Origin of the sequence: Massilia agri, assembly GCF_024753255.1 — a bacterium.
Taxonomy (GTDB): Bacteria; Pseudomonadota; Gammaproteobacteria; order Burkholderiales; family Burkholderiaceae_D; genus Telluria; species Telluria agri.
The window spans coordinates 344,984-366,068 of sequence record NZ_JANUHA010000003.1 but is presented as its reverse complement, the minus strand read 5'-3'; the positions used below and the strand labels follow the sequence as shown (position 1 = coordinate 366,068).

At 66.8% G+C, this 21,085-nt stretch carries 22 protein-coding genes and 1 tRNA gene; 11 read left to right on the top strand and 12 right to left on the bottom strand.

Features of this window, described 5'->3' with window-relative positions:
* Positions 1-143: 143 nt before the first annotated feature.
* The 3 genes from NX780_RS06720 to NX780_RS06710 all read left to right on the top strand — a co-directional run bounded on the left by NX780_RS06720 (position 144) and on the right by NX780_RS06710 (position 4,144).
* Entirely contained in the window at positions 144-938 is a 795-nt protein-coding gene (locus tag NX780_RS06720; protein ID WP_258827077.1) for a TorF family putative porin, read from the top strand.
* Positions 939-955: 17 nt separating this feature from the next.
* Complete coding sequence (locus NX780_RS06715; protein WP_258827076.1) at positions 956-2,998, top strand: methyl-accepting chemotaxis protein; 2,043 nt, start codon at positions 956-958, stop codon at positions 2,996-2,998.
* A 126-nt stretch (positions 2,999-3,124) separates the two neighbouring features.
* Positions 3,125-4,144: a TraB/GumN family protein gene (locus NX780_RS06710; RefSeq protein WP_258827075.1), complete on the top strand. Its 1,020-nt coding sequence runs from the start codon at positions 3,125-3,127 to the stop codon at positions 4,142-4,144.
* Between the two features lies 1 nt (position 4,145).
* Here the strand turns inward: NX780_RS06710 and NX780_RS06705 are convergent, their stop codons facing one another.
* Positions 4,146-5,174: a methyltransferase gene (locus NX780_RS06705; protein ID WP_258827074.1), complete on the bottom strand. Its 1,029-nt coding sequence runs from the start codon at positions 5,172-5,174 to the stop codon at positions 4,146-4,148.
* A gap of 81 nt (positions 5,175-5,255) precedes the next feature.
* A complete protein-coding gene (locus tag NX780_RS06700; protein ID WP_258827073.1) occupies positions 5,256-5,888 on the bottom strand; it encodes an MSMEG_1061 family FMN-dependent PPOX-type flavoprotein in 633 nt (210 codons plus the stop codon).
* A gap of 92 nt (positions 5,889-5,980) precedes the next feature.
* Between NX780_RS06700 and NX780_RS06695 the strand changes: the two genes are divergently transcribed.
* Both NX780_RS06695 and NX780_RS06690 read left to right on the top strand, forming a co-directional pair.
* Positions 5,981-6,784, top strand: a complete 804-nt coding sequence (locus NX780_RS06695; protein WP_258827072.1) for an AraC family transcriptional regulator — start codon at positions 5,981-5,983, stop codon at positions 6,782-6,784.
* 12 nt (positions 6,785-6,796) lie between these two features.
* Positions 6,797-6,870, top strand: a tRNA-Gly gene (locus NX780_RS06690).
* Here the strand turns inward: NX780_RS06690 and NX780_RS06685 are convergent.
* Positions 6,836-8,137, bottom strand: coding sequence for a sialidase family protein (locus tag NX780_RS06685; RefSeq protein ID WP_258827071.1), 1,302 nt, complete (start codon positions 8,135-8,137; stop codon positions 6,836-6,838). The two genes, NX780_RS06690 and NX780_RS06685, sit on opposite strands and share 35 nt — an antisense overlap.
* Positions 8,138-8,199: 62 nt before the next feature.
* Between NX780_RS06685 and NX780_RS06680 the strand changes: the two genes are divergently transcribed.
* Together NX780_RS06680 and NX780_RS06675 are read left to right on the top strand one after the other, a co-directional pair.
* Entirely contained in the window at positions 8,200-9,117 is a 918-nt protein-coding gene (locus NX780_RS06680) for an aldo/keto reductase (RefSeq protein WP_258827070.1), read from the top strand.
* Entirely contained in the window at positions 9,114-9,824 is a 711-nt protein-coding gene (locus tag NX780_RS06675; RefSeq protein ID WP_258827069.1) for a DUF6064 family protein, read from the top strand. Before NX780_RS06680 ends, NX780_RS06675 begins: the two co-directional genes overlap by 4 nt.
* Here NX780_RS06675 and NX780_RS06670 read toward each other — a convergent pair.
* Positions 9,739-10,278 (bottom strand): DUF3828 domain-containing protein, encoded by a 540-nt coding sequence (locus NX780_RS06670; RefSeq protein ID WP_258827068.1) that lies wholly within the window; start codon positions 10,276-10,278, stop codon positions 9,739-9,741. The two genes, NX780_RS06675 and NX780_RS06670, sit on opposite strands and share 86 nt — an antisense overlap.
* Before the next feature lie 84 nt (positions 10,279-10,362).
* A complete protein-coding gene (locus NX780_RS06665; protein WP_258827067.1) occupies positions 10,363-11,478 on the bottom strand; it encodes a succinylglutamate desuccinylase/aspartoacylase family protein in 1,116 nt (371 codons plus the stop codon).
* 173 nt (positions 11,479-11,651) lie between these two features.
* Here NX780_RS06665 and trmB point away from each other — a divergent pair, with 173 nt between their 5' ends.
* The gene (gene trmB, locus NX780_RS06660) at positions 11,652-12,332 is read left to right on the top strand and encodes a tRNA (guanosine(46)-N7)-methyltransferase TrmB (RefSeq protein WP_258827066.1); all 681 of its coding nucleotides are present in this window, start codon (positions 11,652-11,654) and stop codon (positions 12,330-12,332) included.
* Between the two features lie 146 nt (positions 12,333-12,478).
* On the opposite strand, the gene NX780_RS06655 is transcribed toward trmB, so the two are convergent.
* Genes NX780_RS06655 through NX780_RS06645 form a run of 3 tightly spaced genes read right to left on the bottom strand, consistent with a single transcriptional unit; the run spans position 12,479 to position 16,517 of the window.
* On the bottom strand, positions 12,479-13,789 hold the full coding sequence (locus NX780_RS06655) for a sugar MFS transporter (RefSeq protein ID WP_258827065.1): 1,311 nt from the start codon (positions 13,787-13,789) through the stop codon (positions 12,479-12,481).
* A 34-nt stretch (positions 13,790-13,823) separates the two neighbouring features.
* The gene (gene recQ / locus NX780_RS06650; RefSeq protein ID WP_258827064.1) at positions 13,824-15,647 is read right to left on the bottom strand and encodes a DNA helicase RecQ; all 1,824 of its coding nucleotides are present in this window, start codon (positions 15,645-15,647) and stop codon (positions 13,824-13,826) included.
* Positions 15,648-15,683: 36 nt separating this feature from the next.
* On the bottom strand, positions 15,684-16,517 hold the full coding sequence (locus tag NX780_RS06645; protein ID WP_258827063.1) for an undecaprenyl-diphosphate phosphatase: 834 nt from the start codon (positions 16,515-16,517) through the stop codon (positions 15,684-15,686).
* Positions 16,518-16,743: 226 nt separating this feature from the next.
* Between NX780_RS06645 and NX780_RS06640 the strand changes: the two genes are divergently transcribed.
* On the top strand, positions 16,744-17,154 hold the full coding sequence (locus NX780_RS06640) for a hypothetical protein (RefSeq protein ID WP_258827062.1): 411 nt from the start codon (positions 16,744-16,746) through the stop codon (positions 17,152-17,154).
* 57 nt (positions 17,155-17,211) lie between these two features.
* Complete coding sequence (locus tag NX780_RS06635; RefSeq protein ID WP_258827061.1) at positions 17,212-17,442, top strand: hypothetical protein; 231 nt, start codon at positions 17,212-17,214, stop codon at positions 17,440-17,442.
* A gap of 145 nt (positions 17,443-17,587) precedes the next feature.
* On the opposite strand, the gene NX780_RS06630 is transcribed toward NX780_RS06635, so the two are convergent.
* The 4 genes from NX780_RS06630 to NX780_RS06615 form a co-directional block, all read right to left on the bottom strand.
* Positions 17,588-17,917, bottom strand: coding sequence for a DUF6968 family protein (locus NX780_RS06630; RefSeq protein WP_258827060.1), 330 nt, complete (start codon positions 17,915-17,917; stop codon positions 17,588-17,590).
* Positions 17,918-17,967: 50 nt separating this feature from the next.
* Positions 17,968-18,828, bottom strand: a complete 861-nt coding sequence (locus tag NX780_RS06625; protein ID WP_258827059.1) for a DMT family transporter — start codon at positions 18,826-18,828, stop codon at positions 17,968-17,970.
* Positions 18,829-18,894: 66 nt separating this feature from the next.
* Complete coding sequence (locus NX780_RS06620) at positions 18,895-19,683, bottom strand: helix-turn-helix transcriptional regulator (RefSeq protein WP_258827058.1); 789 nt, start codon at positions 19,681-19,683, stop codon at positions 18,895-18,897.
* 56 nt (positions 19,684-19,739) lie between these two features.
* Positions 19,740-20,018 carry a YkgJ family cysteine cluster protein gene (locus tag NX780_RS06615; protein WP_258827057.1) on the bottom strand — a complete coding sequence of 93 codons (279 nt, stop codon included), beginning with the start codon at positions 20,016-20,018 and terminating at the stop codon, positions 19,740-19,742.
* A gap of 100 nt (positions 20,019-20,118) precedes the next feature.
* Here NX780_RS06615 and NX780_RS06610 point away from each other — a divergent pair, with 100 nt between their 5' ends.
* Positions 20,119-21,009: an SDR family oxidoreductase gene (locus tag NX780_RS06610; protein ID WP_258827056.1), complete on the top strand. Its 891-nt coding sequence runs from the start codon at positions 20,119-20,121 to the stop codon at positions 21,007-21,009.
* The last annotated feature ends 76 nt before the right edge of the window (positions 21,010-21,085 follow it).

The window sequence follows — 21,085 nt, the reverse complement described above, 5'->3', positions numbered from 1 at the left end:
CGACGCAGGAAATGAAAAATTCTGTTATCGAATATTTACATTTCCGTGAATATTCACATTCGTCTCGTAAAATTTCCGTACGGCATTAATTGCTGAGTAAGCGGAGGCGCCGTGACGCCCCGCCGGATACTGACGAGACTTCCATGACTTCCCTGTTTTCCCGGCTCCTGCCGGCCTTTCTGCTGGCGCCGGCCATGTGCGCCGCCCAAGCCGGCGACGCCACCACCTCCACCGCCGCGCCGTCGCTGACGGCCAGCGCCACGGTCACCCTGGCCTCGCAATACGTGTCGCGCGGCATGCGCCAGACCTGGGGCCGCCCCGCGCTGCAGGCCGGCGTCGACGTCGTCCACGCGAGCGGCTGGTCGGCCGGCACCTGGATGTCGACCGTCAGCGACCGCTTCATCGAGGGCGGCCGCGTCGAATGGGACCTGTACGGCGGCTATGCCGGCACGCTCGGGCCGCTCGGCTACAGCCTGACGGCGGTGCACTACCGCTATCCGGGCGCCCGCATCTCATCCACCGGCACGACATTCGACTACACCGAACTGGCGCCCGGCCTCAGCTACAAGTCCCTGTACGCGAAGTACTACCGCACCGTGTCGCGCGACTTCTTCGGCATCGTGAATGCGCGCGGCACCGGCTACCTGGACATTGGCGCCAACCACGATCTGGGCGGCGGCTGGACGCTCAACCTGCACCTGGGCGACGGCCGCGTTGCCGGCGCCGGCAACGAGGTGTGGGACTGGCGCGACGCGAAGGCGGGCGTGACCAGGACCTTCGACGCAGGCTGGAGCGTCGCCGCCGCCTATACCCGCGCCTGGGGCGCCACCGACGCCTACGACCGCTACACCACGGGCGTGGCGCGCGCAAACGGCGCCATCGCCTATTCGAACCCCGCCGAGGGCACCTTCACCGTCAACCTCACCCGCACCTTCTGAGAACGAGAGACACGACCATGAACAAGCAAACCAGCAGTACGCGCCGCGCCTCCTTTTCCCTCAATTCGCTGTCCCTGACCGCCAAGATCTGCATCACCGCGACCATGCTGGTAGTGGCAAGCATGGGCGTGACCTCCGCCTTCATCGCGGTCAAGAACAGCGCGAGCGCCGAGGAGGCGGCGATGCGCGAGGCGCGTGCCCTCACACTGGAAGCATCGGCGCTGCTCAAGAGCCGCATTGCGGCCAACCTGGCCACGCTGGAAAGTGTCGCCACGACGCTGGGTGCGACCCAGGCAGGCGGCCAGGCGCTGACGCGCGAGCAGGTGGGCGCACTCGTGCGCGCAAACCTGGTCGGCTCGGAAGACTTCATCGGCAGCTCGGCTGCCTACGAGCCGGATGCGCTGGATGGCCGTGACGCCGAGTTCGCCGGCCAGGCGCCGCTGTACGATGCCAGCGGCCGCTACATGCCCTACTGGTCGCGTACGCCGGACGGCAAGGTGAACGTCGAGCCCATCGTCTTCACCACGACGCCTGGCGGCAACGACTGGTACGACGTGCCGAAGGCCAGCGGCCGCTCGCACTTCACCGAGCCTTATCTGTACCCGATCGCCGGCAAGGACGTGCTGATCGCCTCGCTTGCGGCGCCGATCCGCGTGAACGGCCAGTTCGTGGGCGCGGTCACCGGCGACTTCCAGCTCACCAAGCTCGGCGCGATGCTGGCCGAGATGAAGATCATGGACCAGGGCACGCTGACCCTGATCTCGAACCGCGGCATGTACGCCAGCAACCGGGACCACGCCCGCAACGGCAAGAAGGCCGACGACCTGCCGGCCGAAGCGCTGGCGGCGGTCGCCCAGGGCAAGTCCTACGAATACCTCGATGCCAAGGGCCTGGTGCACGTGCTGTATCCGTTGCGCATCTCGCGCGACATCGCGCCATGGGCAGTCTCGCTTACTTTCCCGCACAGCGTGGCGACCGCGCCGGCGCGCGAACTGGCCGGCTACGCGGCCCTCGTCTCGGTGCTGTGCGCCGTGGTCGCCGTGTTCGTGATGGTGACGGTGCAGCGCCGCCTGACCCGTCCGTTGCGCGTGCTGGGTCACGCGATGACCGAGCTCTCGGGCGGCAACGCCGACCTGAGCGCGCGCCTGGAAGTGCGCGGCAACGACGAGCTGGCGGAAATCGCCCGCGGCTTCAACGTTTTCGTGGCCAAGATCCAGGACGTGCTGGCGCGCGTTCGCAACAGCTCCGACGCGGTGGCGGTGGCATCGAACGAGATCCGCCAGGGGAACGCCGACCTGTCGGTGCGCACCGAACAGCAGGCCAGCGCGCTCGAGGAAACCGCGGCGTCGATGGAAGAACTGAACAGCACCGTGAAGCAGAACGCGGACAACGCGCGCCAGGCCAACCAGCTGGCCGGCTCCGCCAGCGACATCGCGGCGCGCGGCGGCGAGGTGGTGGCCCAGGTGGTCGACACCATGGCCTCGATCAGCGACGCATCGAAGAAGGTGGTGGACATCATCGGCGTCATCGACAGCATCGCCTTCCAGACCAATATCCTGGCGCTCAATGCCGCCGTCGAGGCGGCGCGCGCCGGCGAACAGGGCCGCGGCTTCGCCGTGGTGGCGACCGAGGTGCGCAACCTGGCGCAGCGCAGCGCCGCCGCTGCCAGGGAGATCAAGACCCTGATCGGCGACTCGGTCGACAAGGTGAGCATGGGAACCATGCTGGTCGAGGAAGCCGGCAAGACCATGCACGAGGTGGTGTCCAGCGTGCGCCGCGTCAGCGACATCGTCGCCGAGATCAGCGCGGCCAGCACCGAGCAGAGCGCCGGCATCGGCCAGGTCAACCAGGCCATCGTGCAGATGGATGGCGTGACCCAGCAGAACGCGGCCCTGGTCGAGGAAGCGGCCGCCGCGGCGGAAAGCCTGCAGGAGCAGGCCGCCACGCTGGTCGCCCTGGTGGGCGAATTCAGGCTGGAGGCGGCAGGCGAATCCCGGCCGGCCGCGCGTCCGGCCAAGCTTGCCGCGGCGCCGGCAAGGCTGTCCCTGCAGGCGGCGTAAGGGCAGGGCGGCCGCATATCCGGCGTTCATGCGCCGCGCATGGAATCGCGGCCGCGGCAAGGCGTTTAAGCATCGGCTCATCTTGCCGCACTACGCTTCGCGGACTACCAACAACAAGGATGTCCGATGCTGAAACGCGTACTGTTCACCGCACTGTGCCTGGTCTTCTGGTCCGCACCGATCCGGGCCCAGTCGGAACCCGAACCTGCGGCTGCGGCGGCGGCCACCGACACCGATGCCCCGCCGGCGCCGGAACAGATCCTGGTGGTCGGCCAGAAGCCCGGCCCCGGCATGTGGAAGGTGTCGAAAGGCGACCACGTGCTGTGGATCTTCGGCACCTACTCCCCGCTGCCGATCAAGATGGACTGGCGCTCGCACGAGGTCGACGCCGTCATCAAGCGTTCGCAGGAATACCTGGCGCCGCCGGGCTCCAAGCTCGACCTGCCCATCTTCGCGACTGCCCTGGCACTGCCCCAGCTCATCGGCATCAACAAGAATCCGAACGACGCCACCCTGCGCGACGTCCTGCCGCCGGAGGTCTACGCGCGCTGGCTGCCGCTCAAGGCAAAGTACCTGCCCAAGAACAAGGAACGTGACCGCCCCCTCATCGTGGCCTATGAACTCTACGGCGCCGCGCTGTACCAGGCCGGCCTGACTTCCAGCACCGAAGTGCGCAAGCAGATCGAGACGATGGTGAACGACAGGAAGGTCAAGGTGACCCGCTCCACCATCGAGGTCAAGATCGACAATCCGCGCGCCGTCCTCAAGGAACTCAAGAAGGCGCCACTTGAAGACCTGGCCTGCTTCACCGATACCCTGACGCGCCTGGAGACCGACATCGACGCCATGCGTGTGCGCGCCAACGCCTGGGCCAGGGGCGATATCGCCGGCATCCGCAAACTCGACTTCGTCGACCACCAGGAAAGCTGCGCCAACGTCATGCGCAACAACGCGGCGCTGCGCGACCATCCCGCCTTCAAGGAAGCGGAGCCGCGCATGCGCGCGCTCTGGCTCGCGAATGCGCAAGCCGCACTGGAGAAGAACGAATCGACCTTCGCGCTCCTGTCGATCAGGGACTTGCTCGACCCAAAAGGCCTGGTGGCCGCGCTGGCGGCGAAAGGCTATACCGTCGAGCAGCCGGAATGAGTCAATCCTTGGGGGCGCAGCGGATATAGGAGATGTCGAAGATGCGCGAGTGCGTGACCTGCTCGATGCGCAGGCCGGCCTGCGCCGACAGGGCCTCGAATTCCGGCAGGGTGCGCACCCGCCCCGGCGTCCACAGGCGCTGTTCGATATTGCGCGCGTGGAGGTAGCCCGGTTCCGGCTCCACGCCCTCGAAGGGCCGGTCGAGCAGGCCTTCGACGATCGTGAGCCGCGCGCCCGGTTCCATGGCGCGCGCGATGCAGCGCAGGATGGCGGCGGCGTTGGCGTCGTCCCAGTCGTGCAGCACGTGCTTGATCGTGTACAGCTCATAGCCCGCCGGCACGCTGGCGAAGATGTTCCCGCCGATGAAGGCGCAGCGTTCGGACAGGCCGCGCGCGGCGATCTTCTGGGCCGCGTTGCGGCTGTTCGAGGGCTGGTCGTAGACGTCGGCCCGCACGTGCGCATGCCGTTCGACCAGGCCGCAGGCCAGGCTGCCGGTGCCGCCGCCGACAGCCAGCACGCGGCTGGCGCCGTGCAGCGCGAGTTCCTCGATCACGACCGGCAAATGGGCCTGGTTGGTCACGCCGGCCATGTACTCGACGAAGAGTTCGTTCTGGCCTGGGTCGCTCGCATACCAGTCCCAGATGCGCTTGCCGTGGGCGAGTTCGAAGGCGTTGGCGCCGGTGGCCAGGTGCTCGGGCAGCTTTGCGAATGCGGGGTTGAGCTGCTCGCCCCAGAGCAGCAGGTAGGAGCGCAGCCAGGACTTGCCCTTCTCGGCCAGCGGGAAGGCGCGCCGCGCGACCGAATAGACCTCGCCGTCGCGCTTGAGCAGCTGGATCGCATGGGCGAACTGCAGCAGGGCTTGCAGGGCCTGCGCGTCCAGCCCGAGGTCCGCCGCAAGCGCATCGGCGCTGGCGGGCTTCACCAGCAGCTGGTCGAAGACGCGGGCTTTGGTGAGGGCGTACAGGACGTTGGCCGTGTAGGCGCTCTGGATCAGGTCGTAGACATGCTGGTCGATCAGTTTCTTGCTCACCGCTTCCTCGTCGTTGCTGGGCACATGGGCAGGCGGAAGGCCCGCCAACGCTGCCGATCATAGCAGAGGGCCGGCTGATTCCTAACCGTAGAGATCGTGGCGCACCGCATGGTCGTAATGCGCATCGAGCTGTGCCGCTTCATTGCGGTCTGCCGGCTGGCCCCTGGCCGCGGCGTTCATGGCGACGACCATCTGGCCCGGCGTCGGCAGGCTGGTGCGATCGATGTGCGATTCCGCTTTCCACAAGCCGGCGCGGTTGATGGCTTTGCCGCAATGGAACAGCACTTCGTCGATTGCCACCACGATGGCCGTCTTGGGCCGCTTGCCGTTCTCCGCCAGCTGATCGAGCAGTTCCGGCGTGGTGCGCACCCGGCCGCGCCCGTTGATGCGCATGAAGATTTCCAGGCCGGGGAAGAGGAACAGCATGCCGATGCGCTCATCCTGCTGCAGGTTGCGCATCGATTCGATGCGGTTGTTGCCGGGCCAGTCGGCGAAGGCGACATGGTGATCGTCGAGCACGTGGACGAAGCCGGGTGGCCCGCCGCGCGGCGAGGCATCGAGCCCGTGGGCGCTGCCGGTGGCCAGGCAGAAGAAGGTGGCGGTGCGCAGGTAGTCGCGGTGGAAATCGATCAGCCGGTCGAGCACGCTTTTCTGGATGCGCTCGGCAGGGGCGTCGTAGAGGGCGTCGAGATGGGGGAAGTCCTTGTCGGTCATGGTGGTCTCCAGAAGGAGGATCCAGTCTAGGGCAGGCCGAGCTGGCGGCTGTACAATAGATGAGCCAACTTATATCGATTTACCGCCATTCCATGCACGGTTTTTCCGTCGATCGCCATTTCGTCACCGAATCCGACGCGCCGCCGGTGATCGTCCTGGCCGGCAGCGACGAGGAAGAACACGGCTCGGAACCGCACCGCCATCGCCGCGGCCAGCTGTTCGGCTCGCTGCGCGGCCTGCTGACGGTGACGCTGGAAGCCGGGGTCTGGGCCGTGCCGGATACCCACGCGGTCTGGGTGCCGCCCTACCATGTGCACGGCGCCCGCTCGCACGGACCGTTTTCCGGTTTCGCGGTCTACGTCGCCTTCGATGCCTGCGCCACGCTGCCGCCCACGCCGGGCAGCCTGCGCGTGTCCGGACTGCTGCGCGAGGCCGTGCTGCGCGCGGCGGCCTGGCCCGCGGGCGGGCTGGACGAACGCGGCGAGCGCATCGCCGGCGTGATCCTGGACGAGATCCGCACGCTGCCGGTCGATCCCCTCGGCCTGCCGCTGCCGCGCGACGCTCGCCTGCTGCGCATCGCGCGGGCCATCCTCGATGACCCATCCGACAAGCGCAGCCTGGAAGCATGGGCCGCCTGGGCCGCGATCAGCGCGCGCTCGCTGAGCCGCCGCTTCGTCACCGAGACCGGCTTCACCTTCAGCGCCTGGCGCCAGCGCGCACGCCTGCTGCATGCGCTCGCGCTGCTGGCCGACGGGGTGCCGGTGACCCGGATCGCGCTGGAACTGGGCTATTCGACGCCAAGCACCTTCATCGCTTTGTTCAAGCGCACATTCGGGGCGCCGCCGGCCGCCTATCGCGAGCGCCTGCGGTTGTCATCCCCAGCCAAACCCGCGTAGAATGCAGGCAACGCGGGTGTAGCTCAATGGTAGAGCAGGAGCTTCCCAAGCTTAAGACGAGGGTTCGATTCCCTTCACCCGCTCCAGTCTTTCCTCCGGCGGCCTTGCACGCATCAGCCACACCCGGCTGCCGCGCCCCTGATCCAGGCTGCTGTTGACCACCGCGACGGCCCCCTCCACGTTCACCGCCAGCTTGCTGCCCAGGATGCCCTGCTGGCTGCCGCTGCGCCCCTGCGCGTCCCCGCTGCCGGGGATGAAGGAAGGGCGGCCGAAGCCGGCGCCCGCGTCGACCACATGCCACATGCCCTTGCGATCCGCGCCTTCCCAAGTGATGTGCACGCGATCCTGCCTGTCGACGGCAAGCTGTGGCGCCGTCGCGCCGCGCCCGGGCGTCGACAGCGTGCGCAGGTCCTTGCCGTCGCGTGCGTAGCGGATCACTGCCGCATCCTTGCCGGCTCGTTCCATGTAAGTCAGGTGCAGCCGGCCGCTGCGGTCGAGGGCCAGGCGCGGCGCATCCGCACGCGCCCCCGGCGCGCCCAGGAGGACGGGCGGCCCGAAGCTGGCGCCGCCGTCGCGCGACAGGGCGACGCGGATGTCGGCATCCGCATCTTCGCCGACGGTCCAGGCAAGCCAGACCAGGCCGCCGTCGCCGACGGCCAGCGCCGGGCCGCGCGCCGGAGAAGAGGCCGTGCCCGCGATCCGCTGGGGCGCCAGGAAGCTGCGGCCCTTGTTGCGCGAGCGCGCCAGCCACAGCGCGCCGTCGTACTCGGTCCATGCGGCGATCACGCTGCCGTCCGGGCCGGCCGCGATGTCCAGGCTGCCGTTCGACCAGATAGCGCGGCTCAAGCGTCCCTTGCCGTCCCCGCCCCGCGATGCGGACAGGTTCAGCGGCTCTGAAAAGGTGCGCCCGCCGTCCAGCGAGCGCGCGGACAGGATGTCGCCGCCGTGCGAGCCGCCGGAGAAGATGATCTCCTGCCAGAGCACGTGGAGCGTGCCGTCCTCGCCGCTTGCGAGGCGCGGCATCCAGGAGAAGGTCGCCGGGCTGCGCGAGACGTCCACCGGCTCTCCCCGCGGCTTGCCGTGCGCGTCGAGCACGCGCAGCAGCACCTCCTTGCGCCGCTGGTCCACCCACGCGACGGCCAGCGCGCCGCCGGGAAGGAAAACGGCGGTGCCGTCGTCGACGTAGTCGTAGTGCGACTCGTTCTGGCGCCACGGCCCCTTGGTGCCACCGCCTCTGGCGATCTCCACGACAGGCAGCCAGGACAGGGCGCGCGAGGCGGGCGCCGGAATGGCGGGCAGGGCCGCCAGCAGGACTATGCCGGCGAGCAGCCGGCCGAGGCGATGGATGCGCATGTGAATTCCCGGACGCGGTATGCTGGCATCCTATCCGCCACGCCAGGGAGGGAGCGCCCGCCATGCAGTCCGACTTCCGTATCCGCCGCCGCGTGCTGGCCACGCTCGCGGCCCTGCCGGCCATCGCCACCGCCCAGGCACAGGGCCGTCCCGCGCTCCTGACGCGGGCGATTCCCTCGTCCGGCGAGCAGATTCCCCTGGTCGGCCTGGGGAGCTGGATCACCTTCAACGTCGGCCGCGACCCGCAGGCGCGCGCCGAATGCCGGGAAGTCATGCGCGCCTTCTTCGCGGGCGGGGGACGGCTCATCGATTCCTCGCCCATGTACGGCTCGGCGCAGGACGTCATCGGCGAGGCCGTGGCGCAGCTGCGTCCGGCCCAGTTGTTCTCGGCCGACAAGGTCTGGATCGGTTCGGGCGCGCAGGGACCAGGCCAGGCGGAAGCCTCGCGCAGGCTGTGGCGCGTGCCGCGCTTCGACCTGCTGCAGGTGCATAACCTGCTGGCGTGGGAAGCGCACCTGCCCATGCTGCTGCGCATGAAGAAGGAGGGCAAGCTGCGCTACGTCGGCATCACGACTTCGGAAGGCCGGCGCCATGGCGAGATCGAGAAGATCATGGCGAGCCAGCCGATCGACTTCGTGCAGGTCTCCTACAATCCGCTCGACCGCGAGGTCGAACAGCGCATCCTGCCGCTGGCGCGCGAACGCCGCATCGGCGTGATCGTCAACCGGCCCTTCCGCCAGGGCGACCTGACGGCGGCGCTCGCGGGCAAACGCCTGCCCGGCTGGGCCGCGGAGCTCAAGTGCAACAGCTGGGCCCAGGCTATCCTCAAATTCATCGTCGCGCATCCGGCGGTGACCTGCGCGATTCCCGCCACCTCGCAGATTGCCCACGTGCGCGAGAACCTGCTGGCCGCAACCGGTGTGCTGCCCGACGAGGCGCTGCGTCGCCGTATCGTCCAGGACGTCGAAAGGCTGGCATGAGCGAGTGGTGGACCGAGGTTCAGACTTACCGGCTGTCGGATTTCCTGATGTTCTCGGCGAGGAGCTACTACCGCCAGTTCGAGCTGATGAACCGGGAACTGTGGCCGCTGCACCTCTTGGTGCTGGCGGCCGGGGTGCTGCTCCTTGCCGGCATGCTGCGGCCGCGCGCGACGGCATCCCGCGCCGCATTCGGCGTGCTGGCGCTGGCCTGGGCCTGGGTCGGCTGGGCGTATCACCTCCAGCGCTACGCGGACATCAACACAGGCGCGCCCTGGTTCGCTGCTGGATTCGGCATGCAGGCCGTGCTGCTGGCCTGGATGGCGCTGCGCACGGCAGCGCAGCCGGCAGCCGGTGTCCAAGGCCGGCTTGCACGGTTCCTGGTAATCGCAGCCCTGGCCTATCCTCTGCTCGCGCCGCTCGCCGGACGCAGCTTGATGCAGGCCGAAGTCTTCGGGCTTGCGCCCGATCCGACGGTTGTCGCCACGTTCGGCGCATTGCTGTTCTGGCGCGCACCGTGGCCGCTTTGGGTCGTCCCCTTGGCGTGGTGCGCGATCAGCAGCGCGACGCTGTTCGAGCTGCGGGCGGCGCAGGCCTGGGTGTTCCCGCTGTTGGTCCTGTTGCTTATCGCTGTCCGTTGCCAGGCAGTTTGGTGGCCAGCAGTTTTCGAAGCGAAGCGCCGCGCAGATCCTGATAAACGACATCGTTGATGCGCCAGGCTGCGCCGGACTGCTTCATATGGAACAGCAGCTTCGCCTTTTCGCCGCTGGATGGCGAGGTAAATGCCACTGCGATACGTCCAGCGCTTTCACGCTGAATGGTGAAATCGGTCACGGTGGCATCCTGCGATCCGAACAGCGGATCGAAGTCCATATTGCAGACCTCGGCCCGTCGGCTGACGCACTCGCGGTCCTGGACAATCAATGCTGAAAGTGTGGGATCGAAATACTGCTGCAGGACCGTCTCATCCTGCTGCTGGAGTGGTTTGCCGAATACATCCTGTGTCGTACCGAGGGCCTGCCACGCGAAGTTCTTGTATAGCTTCGCAATCAGCGCAATGTCGCCTGATCCATTCTGTCGGGGCGCCGCGTGGGAGTTTCCTGGGGCGAAGATGACCAGCAATATGCTGGCGTATGCCGCATACCTTCCCAGTCCGGTTCGCATATCCACCCTCCCGAGGAACAAGAAGGTGATTGTTCACGGAGTTCCGGTGTAGGAAATTGCGTTGCTTCAATCCCCCAGCATCTGTCATGCGCTCAGCAGGTCACCCGACCGGAACGACTCCGTCCCCGCAATCTTGCAGACATGCATGCCCCGCAGCAAATGCCGATGCGCCGTACTGGCGAACAGCAGCCCGGCATGGCCGGCCGACAGCGTCGTCACCTGTCCGGATACGGGGTTGACGATGTCCGCCACCGGCTCGCCTGCCTCGACCATATCGCCCAGCCGCTTGTGGAACACCAGCACCCCGGCGTGCGGCGCGGCCAGCGGTTCGACGGCGTTCAGCGGCGTCGCGCGGCAGGGCGTCTCCGGCAGCGGCAGCAGGGGAATGTCGAGCACGCCCGCATGCCCGAGGTATTGCAGGATGGCCTGGGCGTCCGGGCGCGCGTAGTCGTAGCGCACGTCGTTTTCGCCGCGCAGCTCGACGGTGACGGCGGCGCAGGCGGGTGGGATGGCCGTACCCTCGAAATGGTCGGCCAGGTCCCACCACAGGCGGCTGCAGGCTTCGTCGAAAGCTTCGCCGCCCGAGGCCTTGGCCACCAGCAGCACGCGCGCGCCGAGCAGGGCAGTGAGCGGGGCGACCGTCTCCACCAGCGGGGTGCCGGTGTACATGTGCATCAGTGCTTCGTTATCGCAGTGCAGGTCGAGCACGATGTCGGCGTCGATCGCCATCGACAGCAGGGTCTTCTTGAGCGTTTCGACGTCGTCCTTCGGTTCCCACAGGGCAACCTGCTGGCGCGCTTCCTCGCGGATCAGGGCGACGTTGGCGTCGATGTCGCTGCCCAGCCGGCCTTCGAGCGACTTTTTCAGCGCGTCGGCGACGTGCAGGTACATGCGGTTGAAGTTGATCCCGGTCGGCAGGTGGTAGCGGCCGAAGGGCGCGCCGTGGATGACCTGGGACAGGCCGATGGGGTTGGCCGCCGGCACCAGGATGATCTCGCCTTTGATCTTTCCCTCGGCATCGAGACGCTCGAGCTCCTGGCGCAGCACGTGGGCCACCAGCATGGCCGGCACCTCGTCGGCGTGCACGGCGGCCTGGATGTAGACCTTCTTGCCGCTGCCCGGGCTGCCGTAGTGGAACGAGGTCAGGTGGGCGGTGGCGACGTTCTCGTCGACGGCGATCGGGTGTTTCATCGAATGCATGGGGGGCGTCTCCGTGCGCGGCAGGGGCAAAGCATGATTATGCGCCATCGGGCGGCGATGCCCGCGCACGCGGCTCAGGCGCTGGCGCCTGGGCTATAATGACAGCCGTTTTTTCCTCACCCCTTCTTCCCATGTCCTCTGATACGCCTACCAACAACGGCCCGGCGCGGCCCATGCTTTACGATCCGACCGAACACCGCATCCGCAGCTTCGTCACGCGGGCCGGCCGCCTGTCGACGGCGCAGGCGCGCGCGCTGGAAGAGCTGGGACCGAAGTACCTGGTCGAGTACAAGCGCGAAGCGCTGGACCTCGAGGCCGCCTTCGGCCGCAAGGCGCCCGTGATCCTGGAGATCGGCTTCGGCATGGGCGACACCACCGCGCACATCGCGCGCCTGATGCCGGAGAAGGATTTCATCGGTGTCGAGGTGCATACGCCGGGCGTGGGCAGCCTGCTCAAGCAGATCGGCGAGCAGGGCATCACCAACCTGCGCCTGATCCAGCACGACGTGGTCGAGGTGCTGAACCACATGATCGCGGACGGTTCCCTGGCCGGCGTGCACGTGTTCTTCCCGGATCCCTGGCACAAGGCGCGCCACAACAAGCGCCGCCTGATCCAGCCGCCCTTCGTGAAGGTCCTGTGCGACAAGCTGGCCCCTGGCGGCTACCTCCACTGCGCGACCGACTGGGAAGACTACGCGGTGCAGATGCTGGACGTGCTGGGCAACGAGCCGCAGTTGCAGAACACGGCCGAAGGCTATGCGCCGCAGCCGGCATACCGTCCGCTGACCAAGTTCGAGAACCGCGGCCTCAAGCTGGGCCACGGGGTGTGGGACCTCGTCTTTACCAAGAAATAACCCGGCTGTTGCCGGGTTTGGTAGGGTGGACGGCTTCGCCGTCCGCGCGTTCAAATCACGGATGAAGTGACGCGGCGCGACGATTCACAGTGTCGTTGAACGCGTGGGCGGAGGACCGTGATTTGGTCCACTGGACCAAATCACCCCTACGAGACAGCAGCCTGCGAACGGCGTGCGTACCAGCCGAAGTACAGGATCACCGCATAGCACACCGCCGGCACCACCAGCGACATCTTCAGGCCGGCCTCGTCGGCCACATGGCCCATCAGCAGCGGCACGATGGCGCCGCCCACGATCGCCACGCACAGCAGCCCCGAACCTTCCGCCGCACGCTTGCCCAGCCCTTCGCAGGCCAGGGTGAAGATGGTCGGGAACATGATCGAGTTGAACAGGCCGATGGCCAGCAGCGTCCAGCCGGACAGCGCGCCGGTGGAGAGGCCCGAGACCAGCAGCAGGCCGATGGTGGCGAGCGCGGCGAAGGCCAGCACCTTGCCCGGCGCGACCAGGCGCAGGAGGCCCGCGCCGATGAAGCGGCCGATCATCGCGCCGCCCCAGTACAGCGGCACGTGCTTGCCCGCTTCCTCCGCCCCGAGTCCCAGCACCTGCGACTCCATCAGGTAGTTCACGATGATCGAGCCGATCGCCACTTCCGCGCCCACGTAGAGGAAGATGCACAGCGCGCCGAGGGCGAAGCGCGGCTGCTTCAGGAGGTCGAAGGCCTGCAGGATGCTTTCCGTCGGCGCCGCGGTTTCTACCAGCTTGCGGCGGTTCAGCCACACGGCGAAGGCCAGCAATCCCAGCGCGATCGCCAGGCCGATATAGGTGTTGACCACCACGCGGGTCTCTTCCTGGCGGTAGGCGTCGAGCGCCGCGCCGCTCAGGGTGCTCACGTCGACGGTCGCGAGCGAACCCAGGATCAGGATCGCGCCCACATAGGGGAAGACCGTGGTGCCGAGCGAATTGAAGGCCTGGGCAAAAGTCAGGCGGCTCGACGCCGTCTGCGGTTTGCCCAGCATCGAGATCAGGGGATTGGCCACCACCTGCACGATGGTGATGCCCGAGGCCAGCACGAACAGGGCCAGCAGGAAGGTCACGAACACGCCGGAGTAGGAGGCCGGGATGAACAGCAGGCAGCCCACCGCCATCGTGACCAGGCCGACCACGGCGGAGCGCATGTAGCCGATGCGCTGGACGATGGCCGCCGCCGGGATCGAGACGAAGAAGTAGGCGGCGAAGAAGGCCGACTGCACCAGCATCGCCTGGGCGTAGCTGAGGGTGAACAGGTCCTTCAGTTTCGGGATGATGACGTCGTTCAGGCTCGTGATGCCGCCGAAGACGAAGAACAGCGCGAACACGAAGCTTTGCAGTCCCGGCGCATTCACGGGGACGTATCCATCGGCGCCGTCCTTGGAAGGCGCGGCGGTGGTGCTGGTGGGAGTGGGTGTCTGGATTGCCATGGTGTCTTGGATTGAATTGAATCAATCCAAGACACTACATCATCTCGTTGATGATGGCGACGATTTCATCGCCGTAGGACACCAGCTTTTTCTCGCCCACCCCCGACACGCCGCGCAGCGCGTCGATCGAGGACGGCTTGACCTTGGCGATTTCGCGCAGGGTCGCATCCTGGAACACGACATAGGCAGGCACGCCGTGCTCGCGCGCGGTGCCCATGCGCCAGGAGCGCAGGCGCTCGAAGATCTGTTGCTCGGAACGCGACAGTTCCATTTCCTCGTAGCCGCCGCTGCGCGAGGACGAGGGCCGCTTGGCCTTGACCGGTTTCTGGTACTGGCGCAGCTGCACCTTCTGCTCGCCCTTGAGCACCGGACGCGCCGCGTCGGTCAGTTTCAAGGAACTGAAGGCGTCGTGGTCGACCGTGACGAAGCCGAGCGCGATGGCCTGGCGCACGATGGCGCGCCATTCCTGCTCGGAGCGGTCGGCGCCGACGCCGTAGACGGTCAGCTTGTCGTGATGCCACTGGCTGATGCGTTCGGTCTGGGCGCCGCGCAGCACGTCGATCACGTGGCCGGCCGCGAAGCGCTGGTCGACGCGATACACGGTGGACAGCAGCTTTTGCATCGGCACGGTACCGTCGACCTGCACCGGCGGGATCAGGCAGGTGTCGCAGTTGCCGCAGGGGCCGGAGCGTTCGCCGAAGTAATCCAGCAGGCGCATGCGCCGGCAGCTGAGCGTTTCGCACAGGCCGAGCATGGCGTCGAGCTTCATCGACAGCACGCGCTTGAAGGTCTCGTCGGCGTCGGATTCGTCGATCATCCGGCGCTGCAGCACCACGTCCTGCAAGCCATAGGCCATCCAGGCGCTGGCGGGAGCGCCGTCGCGGCCGGCGCGGCCGGTCTCCTGGTAGTAGCCCTCGATGCTCTTGGGGAGGTCGAGGTGGCACACGTAGCGCACGTCCGGCTTGTCGATGCCCATGCCGAAGGCGATGGTCGCCACCATCGTGATGTTCTCTTCGCGCAGGAAGCGCGCCTGATTGGCGGCGCGCACACTGTGCTCCATGCCGGCGTGGTAGGGCAGGGCGCGAATGCCGTTCTCGTTCAGGAAGTCGGCGGTCTCCTCGACTTTTTTACGCGACAGGCAGTAGACGATGCCGGAATCCTGCGGGTGCTCGCTGGAGATGAAATCGATCAGCTGCTTGCGGCCGTTGGTCTTCTCGACGATGGAGTAGCGGATGTTCGGGCGGTCGAAGGACGAGACGAACTGGCGCGCATCGTCGAGTTGCAGGCGGTGTGCGATCTCGGCCCGGGTCTGCTGGTCGGCGGTCGCGGTGAGGGCGATGCGCGGGATGGTCGGATAGCGCTCGTGCAGAACCGACAGGCGGATGTACTCGGGCCGGAAGTCGTGGCCCCACTGCGACACGCAGTGCGCCTCGTCGATGGCGAAGAGGGCGATCGGCGAGGCGTCGAAGAGCTCCAGGCAGCGCTGGGTCAGCAGGCGCTCTGGCGCCACGTAGACGAGGTCGATCTCGCCATTGCGCACCAGGCGCTCGATGCGCAGGGTCTCTTCGAAGGTTTGCGTGGAGTTGAGGAAAGCGGCGCGCACGCCGACTTCTTCCAGCGCGTCCACCTGGTCCTGCATCAGCGCGATGAGCGGAGAGACGACCACGCCCACGCCCTCGCGCAGCAGCGCGGGGATCTGGTAGCACAGCGATTTGCCGCCGCCGGTGGGCATCAGGACGAGTGCGTCGCCGCCGCCCGCCACGTGTTCGACGATCTCGGCTTGCTGCCCGCGGAAGGCGGGATAGCCGAAGACCGTCTCGAGGACGTGCAGCGCGCGCGCTTGAAGCTCGGAAGTCATGCTGAGAATGTTCTTACTGAAGTAGCTGCTGGATGCTTATTCCGCCCAGGTCACCAGATCGAAGTGCGCGGTCACGAGAACGACGATACCGAATACGATACGGTACCAGGCGAAGATCGTGAAGTCGTGGGTACTGATGTAGCGCAGCAGCCAGCGCACGCACAGGAAGGCCGAGGCGAAAGCGGCCAGGCCGCCGAGGCCGAACATCGGGATATCGGCCATCGACAGCAGGTGGCGCTCCTTGATCACGGCATACGCCGTGGCCGAGAGCAGGGTCGGGATCGCCAGGAAAAAGGAGAATTCGGTGGCCGCCTTGCGCGACAGGCCGAACAGCATGCCGCCAATAATGGTCGCACCGGAACGGCTGGTGCCGGGAATCAGGGCGAAGGCCTGGGCCAGGCCCACCTTCAGGGCGTCGAGCGGGCTCATGTCGTCCACACTTTCCACGCGCGCCACGTGCTTGTCGCCGGTATGGCGGCGCTCCACCCACAGGATGACCAGGCCGCCGACGATGAAGGCGGTCGCGACCGGCACCGGCGAGAACAGTTCCGCCTTGATCGTCTCGTTGAACAGGAAGCCGAGCAGGGCCGCGGGGATGAAGGCGATGACCAGGTTCGTCACGAACTTGCGCTGCTTCGGATCCGAGCCCAGGCCGGTGGCCACACTGGCAATGCGCTGGCGGTACTCCCAGATCACGGCCAGCATGGCGCCGGCCTGGATCGCAATTTCGAAGACCTTGACCTTGTCGCCGGTGAAATTGAGCAGGCTGCCCGCCAGGATCAGGTGGCCGGTGGAAGAGATCGGGAGAAATTCAGTAAAGCCCTCGACCAGGCCCATGATGATCGCCTTGATGGCGAGAAGGATATCCATGTAGTCGTAACAGTCGGTCAGCGATGAAGGTGGGTTACGGATGCTTGTGGGGGTGCGGCGGGGTCGAAGCTTACCATGCACGAGGCCGGCGCCATTGCGCGCGTCCGCCTCTTGTGCCCGGTATGAGATTGTACCGCGTGGACATTACTGCTGGGTTATAACGCGTGCGAGACATATGCATTTCTGTCGTGCGCCAGTCCCGAAAACGCGTGCTACACTCAAACCCATGAGTATTTTCGTAGTCCTCATCCTTGCCGCACTCGCCTGGGCGGCATTCCATGGTTGGCAGTTGCCCAACGCCTTGCGTTACCGTCCCTCCCAGGGCCGGGCCTGGCGCAGCTCATTCCCCGCCGCTTCCCGTAAAGACATCCGCGACTTCCTGTCGGTGTTCGTGTCGGCCTTTTCCTGCCGCGACAGCGAAAAGCTGCACTTCCGCCCCGACGACGAAGTGCTCGGCATCTACCGCGCGGTCAAGCCCACCCGCCGGCTGCCGGACGCGCAGGAGCTCGACGCGCTGGCCACCGCCCTGCGCGAGAAGTACGGCCTGATGCTCGACGAGATCTGGCACGAGGGATTGACCCTGGGCGGGCTGTTCCAGCGGGTGCAGCAGGCGCGCGGCAAACAGGCTGCGGCGTAAGCGCCCTCAGCCTGTTGTTCAGATTACCCTGCGTGGGTAAGGTGGACACTTGTATTTATGGCAGCACGTTCCCACGTGCGAGCCATGCTCAAACAGAAACTCAACTGGAAGCGGCCCCTGTTCTATCTGCTGCTGCCGATCTTCCTCGTGATGGTCTTCCTCGGCTTTCCCTTGCCGGTCGCGCCGCCGCCCGCGACCAAGCCGGCGCAGGAGCAGACTGCGGTCGTGAAAAAGAAGAAAAAGCGCGTCGGATTGTTCATGTCCGAGGCTGATCGCGATGGCAACTGAACAGCACCGGTGTCAGGTCTGACATCTGAACAGCACCGGTGTCAGGTCTGACATCTAGACACAAGCTCAGCCGTAACTCCACAAACATCAGGCATCACGAGATGGGGTCGTGTCCGGATACCCGACCCTTTGACCGCAGATGTCTTCAGCCTGCAAACACGACGTTGATCGTCTCGGCGTCGACCGCCATCGAGCGATCCTCAGGGTAATACAGCTTGCCGCCATCCTCGATGGTGGCGAGCAGGCGGGTACGGATCAGGCGCAACGCCAGTCCCAGGGGCTGCATCGAGCCTTCGCCGCAGATGTCCGGATATTGCCCGTCGATGCCGTCCAGGGCGGCCGGGCAGCGCCAGAAGGTCGCTTCTTCGAGATAGGGCTTGCCTACCTTCGCCGTCACAGCGACTTCGCTGCCGTCCGGCCTGACCAGGACGTAGTGTTGTTGCGCGATCGGATTGTCTATAGGGCTTTTGGTCATCTTGGAAGGCGGTGTGAAGAAGCGCTTTATGGTAGCGCGTTTTGCACAAGCTACTTGCGCTGCAGGGCTTGGAACACGATCGCGGCGACCACGAAACCCGCGCCGACGAACTGGCGTTCACTCAAGGTCTCGCCCAGCAACACAACCGAGAGCACCATCGCCGCGAGCGGCGCCACTGCCGTGAACAGCGACACCTCGTTGGCACCGACCCGCGCCGAGCCTGCGTACCACGCAATGAATCCGGCGAAGGTCGGAACGAATGCGTAGTAGACGGCGCCGAGCAGTGCTTCCGTGGGCAGCTGCGGCGCCGCGAGCAGCTCGATTGCCGCTGGAATGAGGCTGGCGATCAGGCCAAGCGCCACGAGTACGGTCGACAGCACGAGCGGCGACAAGGGCCTGCGCAGGCGGCGGTTGAGCAAGATAAATATCCCCTCGCAAACCACTGCAGCGCCCACCAGCAGGTTGCCCTCCAGGGAGCTGCCGCCCTGTGCCCCGGCCGTCATATACAGTACCCCACCCGCGGCCAGCACCACTGCGAGCCAGGCGCGCCAGCCCGGCCGTTCACCCAGCAGCAGCACGGACAGCAGCAAGGCGACCACCGGCAGCGTGCCCGTGATGACGCCCGCGGTGGCCGCGCTCGTCAGCCGGAGCCCGAGCAGCAGGAATGCCGTGAAGCCCACGCTGCCCGCGGCCGCCTGCGCCACCAGCAGCCAGCGGTCATGCCTGCACAGTCGCGGTATGGTCTGCCTGGACCAGCGCAGGGCCAGCACGAAGGCCGGCAGCGCAATCCCGAGCCGTAAAGCATTGGCCGTGAACGGCCCGATGTCTGCCATCCACTTCCCTGCCACGACGGTGCTCCCCACCGTCGCCATGGCGAACGACAGTTGTACATATCCTTGAATTGAACGCATGACCCATCCTCCTGATGCAGAGCGTAGGGAAGAAGGGGGTTCGTTTCTTGTACAAAATTGCGTTTGTCAGGAAAAGGCACGGCGGTAGGCAGCCGGCGTGATGCCGAGCGCACGCGTGAACAGCCGCGTGAGATGGCTTTGGTCGGCAAAACCCGCATCCGTCGCCGCCGTGACCACGGGGACGCCTTGCGCCAGGAGCGCCCGCGCCAGTTGCAGGCGCCGTTGCATGAGGTAGGCATGGGGCGTCAGTCCGAAGGCGCGGCCAAAGCCGCGTACCAGCTGGAACTTGTCCATGCCGGCGGCGTGGGCCAGTGCGCCCAGGGAAAGTTGTTCGGATGGACAGTCATCGATGAGCTGGCGCGCCAGCCGCAGCCGCCCTGGCGCCTCGACCCTCCCGAGGGAGCGCCCTGCCGCCAGGCCGAGCAGGCGCATGCCTTCCTGCTCGACCAGCAGGCCGTCGGCCTCCAGGCGCGCCAGGGTCGTGCAGGTCCGGAGCAGCAGGGTGGCAAGCCGTGCGTCGCTCAGGACCGGGCGCGCGAACTCGTAGGCGTCGGCTGCGCCGGCAACGAAGTCCGGGTCCATGTAGAGCATGAACCAGCGGCGCGGCCGGTCGCCGAGCGGCATGCCGTCGTGAACTTCGTCAGGGTGAACGGTGATGCAGTCGCCGGGAAGCGCTTCGACTGTTCCGGCGCAGCTGTGCGAAGCCTGGCCTCCATCCATCACCAGGCCCAGGCCGAACTGGCCGTGCGTATGCCTGCCGAAGCTGCGGGCCGACTCGGTGACGATCGCCTGCACGCCAGGAAGATGGGTGCGCAGGGGGCGGACATGATGGAAGGGGGCTGCCATGCGCATCATGGTAGCTGATGGTTGCGCGGAAAGCAGCGCAGCGGAAGGAAGAGGAAACGCGCCGCTCAGGCCGGCGCCGTCGCCCGCTCCAGCGCGTCCAGCCACCTGATCGCCTGCTCGCGGCTGCTGCCGCACATCTCCGCCGAGGGTTGCAGGCCGCCGCAGAAGGCGGGGCGTTCCGGCTTGCCGAAGATGCGGCAGCGGTTGTCCTCGGCCAGCTGCACGCAGCGCACGCCGGCCGGCTTCCCCTCGGGCATGCCGGGGATCGGGCTGGTGATCGAGGGCGCGGTGCAGCAGGCGCCGCAGTCGCTGCGGCATTGCATGGGAATCGGGGAGGTGGTCATGAGCCCGACAAGTATACCCGCCTTGCCGCCCGAAGCGGGCGCGTCGCCCCTGCATTTCCTGTTACGTTGTGCCTATCGCACAGTGCTCGTGGAGGCCCGCATGTCCAGTCCCCTGAAACCCCTGAATCGCCAGGTCATGGTGATCACCGGCGCCACCAGCGGCATTGGCCTGGCCACCGCCCAGGAAGCGGCGAAGCAGGGCGCGAAGCTGGTGCTGGCGGCGCGCGGCGCCGACGTGCTGGATGCCGTGGTGCAGGGGCTGGCAGACCATGGCTTTGACGCCATTGCGGTGGTGGCCGACGTGGCCGAACGCAGCGACGTCGAACGCGTCGCCCGGATTGCGGTCGAGCGTTACGGGCGCATCGATACCTGGGTCAACAATGCCGGCGGCACCATCTACGGGCGCCTGGACGAAGTGAGCGAGGAAGACAGCCGGCGCCTGTTCGACATCAATTTCTGGGGCATGGTGCATGGCTCGCTGGTGGCCTTGCCGTATTTGAAGCATCAGGGCGGAGCCCTGATCAATCTCGGCAGCGAAGCGTCCGAGGTGGCGATCCCCATGCAGGGCATGTACTCGGCCAGCAAGCACGCCGTGAAGGGCTTTACCGATGCGCTGCGCATCGAGGTGGAGCAGGTCGACCAGGCCCCGGTCTCGGTCACCCTGATCGAGCCGACCGCGGTCGACACGCCGCTGCCCCAGCACGCGCGCAACTACATGGACCGCGAGCCCAGGCTGCCTTCGCCCCAGGTCGACCCGCACCAGGTCGCCGCCGCCATCCTGCACGCGGCCGTGGTCCCGATGCGCACCGTGCGGGTCGGATTGGCGGCCGGGCTCGACATCATGCTGGAACGGCTCGCGCCCGGCGTGGCGGACCGCCTGTCGGTGCTGCAGGTCCCGCGTCAGCAGCGCGACATCCCGCCGCGCGAGCCGGGCGGATCCCTCTACGCCTCGCGCGCGAACGGCCGTATTTATGGGCCGGGCGCCGGCTAGCCATGTTGGTATTGACAGTTTCGTCTAAACAACGTTTCGATTGACTGCTCTACAGGCCCCATCTATATTCTGTGGC